The sequence below is a fragment of the Rhodopseudomonas sp. genome (genome assembly GCF_036404135.1).
Classification (GTDB): Bacteria; Pseudomonadota; Alphaproteobacteria; order Rhizobiales; family Xanthobacteraceae; genus Rhodopseudomonas_A.
In genome coordinates this window covers 1-2,607 of record NZ_DASWPE010000033.1, presented here as the reverse complement: position 1 = coordinate 2,607, position 2,607 = coordinate 1, and the positions used below count along the sequence as shown (strand labels likewise).

At 64.4% G+C, this 2,607-nt stretch carries 2 protein-coding genes; both read left to right on the top strand.

All coding sequences use genetic code 11. The annotated features are described in order from the left end of the window. Positions 1 to 203 precede the first annotated feature (203 nt). Positions 204 to 1,733 carry an IS21 family transposase gene (gene istA / locus VGC77_RS03920; RefSeq protein WP_331170262.1) on the top strand — a complete coding sequence of 510 codons (1,530 nt, stop codon included), beginning with the start codon at positions 204 to 206 and terminating at the stop codon, positions 1,731 to 1,733. Positions 1,734 to 1,744: 11 nt separating this feature from the next. Beyond that, entirely contained in the window at positions 1,745 to 2,485 is a 741-nt protein-coding gene (gene istB / locus VGC77_RS03915; RefSeq protein ID WP_331170261.1) for an IS21-like element helper ATPase IstB, read from the top strand. The last annotated feature ends 122 nt before the right edge of the window (positions 2,486 to 2,607 follow it).

Here is a 2,607-nt window from a genome sequence, read left to right as displayed (position 1 = left end):
TGCGGATTCCGCGATCATCGCGCGCATCATTCCGGGGTGATGCCGATCATCGTTCCGACATGATGGCGATCAGCATTCCGACATCATCGCGATCACCGTTCCGACGTGATCGCGATCAGATGCGGCTTGTTTTGGCGGTGTGATCCGGTCGTCGCTGGCGGCTTCTCTTGGAGGAGCAGCCAATGCCGACGGAGCGAATAGCAATGCGCAAGGTGCGCGAGATTTTGAGGCTGACGTACGACGCGCGGCTTCCGTCGCGGGAGGTGGGGCGCCAGGTGGGCGTGGGCAGCACGGGTGTCCGTGTGATGCTTCAGCGTTTCCGGGCGTCGAAGCTCGAATGGCCATTGCCGGAAGGGCTGACGGACACCGCACTCGAAGCGGAGCTCTACGGCGTTGCGGCGACCAGGGGCGGTCAGCGCGATCGGCCCGAGCCGGACTGGGCGGCCGTGAACCGGGAGATGAAGCGCAAGCACGTCACGCTTCAGGTTCTGTGGGACGAGTATATCGAGCTTGAGCCCGGCGGGTACCGTTACTCCCGGTTCTGCGAGCTGTACCGCGCCTGGGAAGGGCGTCTGCCGGTTACGATGCGGCAGACGCATCTCGGTGGGGATCGGCTATTCGTCGACTATGCAGGCGACACCGTACCGGTGGTGGTCGATCGGCTGACGGGTGAAATCCGCGAGGCCCATCTGTTCGTGGCTGTGATGGGAGCGTCGAGCCTGTCCTTCGCATGGCCGACGTGGACCGAGACGCTGCCGGACTGGGCCGACGCCCACGTCCGCGCCTTCAATTTCTTTGGCGGCGCGGCCCGTCTTCTGGTGCCCGACAATGCCAAGGTCGCGGTCATCAAGGCGTGCCTTTACGACCCGCAGGTCAACCGCACCTATTCCGAGCTCGCCGCGCATTACAGCACATCAGTGCTCGCGGCACGGCCGTACCGCCCGCGCGACAAGGCGAAGGTCGAGAATTGCGTAGGGACCGTCGAGCGTTGGCTGTTCGGGCGTCTTCGCAACCGGATCTGGTACAGCATGGACGAGCTGCGTGTCGCCGTCGCCGAAATGATGGCGGCGCTCAACGATAAGATCATGCGGCGGTTTGGCCGGTCGAGGCGCCAGCTGTTCGAGGAGATCGACCGCCCCTTGCTGAAGGCGTTGCCGGCGGAGCCTTATGTCCTGGCAGAGTGGCGCCGCTGCAAGGTCGGCATCGATTATCATGTCGAAGCTGCGAAGCATTTCTACTCGGTGCCGCATCGTCATGCCCGGGCGCAGGTCGAGGTGCGCCTGACGGCGCGCACCATCGAGATCTTCCTGAAAGGCGAGCGGATCGCCTCGCACATGCGTGGATCCGGCAACGGTCATCACACCACCATCAACGACCATATGCCGTCCAGCCATCGCCGCTACGGCGACTGGACGGTGGAACGCCTGCTCGATGAAGCCGGGCGGCTGGGGCCGTCGGTCAGAATGCTGTGCGAGATGATCCTGCACGACCGACCCCATCCGGAGCACGGCTTCCGTTCCTGTCTCGGCATCATGCGGCTGGCGCGTCCCTATGGCGCTGCCCGTGTCGACGCCGCTTCGCTGCGCGCGCTCGAGATCGGCGCGCGCAATTATGGCGCCGTCAAATCCATCCTCGAGAAGAAACTCGATGGAGAGCCGCTTCGCCGTCCGCGCACCGCCGGCGAAGTTGGCATCGACCACCCCAACATCCGCGGGCCCAAATACTACCATTGAGGAGATCGATCTTGCTGACCCACCCGACGCTCGACCAACTGCACGTCCTTGGCCTCCAAGGCATGGCCAAGGCCTTCACCGAACTCGACAAGCACGGCGACGCCGCCACGCTCAGCCATGCCGAGTGGCTGGCGCTGCTGCTCGACCGGGAAGCCATCTGGCGGCACGACAAGCGGCTCGGCGCGCGCCTGCGCTATGCCAAATTGCGGCACCAGGCAGCGCCTGAGGATGTCGACTACCGAAGTCCTCGCGGGCTTGAGCGCCGCCTGTTCGAAACGCTGCTCAGCGGCGAGTGGATCGACGCCCACGACAATCTTGCGATCTGCGGTCCGACGGGCATCGGCAAGAGTTGGCTCGCCTGCGCCATCGGTCACCAGGCCTGCCGCGACAACCGGTCGGTCCTCTACGTCCGCTTCACCCGCCTGCTCGACGAACTCGCTCTCGCGCGAGGCGATGGCCGCATCGCCAGCAGGCTCAAAAGCCTCGCCAGCGTCGAACTGCTCATTCTGGACGATTGGGGCCTTCAGCCCCTGGACGCTCAGGCCCGGCACGACCTGCTGGAGATACTCGAGGACCGCTACGGCCGGAAATCGACCATCGTGACCAGCCAGCTCCCCACGGCCTCGTGGCATCACGCCATAGGAGATTCCACCTATGCCGACGCGATCCTCGACCGCCTCCTTCACAACGCTCACCGCGTCGAACTCGAAGGTGAAAGCCTGCGGCGCACCAGGGCGTCCATCAGCGATTGACCGCCACCTTCGAAACTGACACCCAATCCATGTCGACCGGATGACTGCCACTGATCGCGATCATCTCGGAACGCTGCGCGCCATTATATCGGAATGGCTGCGCGCGATCATCGGAATCCGCA

Bases quoted from the DNA above. Each gene is read 5' to 3' on its own strand.
- istA (WP_331170262.1), top strand. From the start codon at position 204: ATGCGCAAGGTGCGCGAGATTTTGAGGCTGACGTACGACGCGCGGCTT.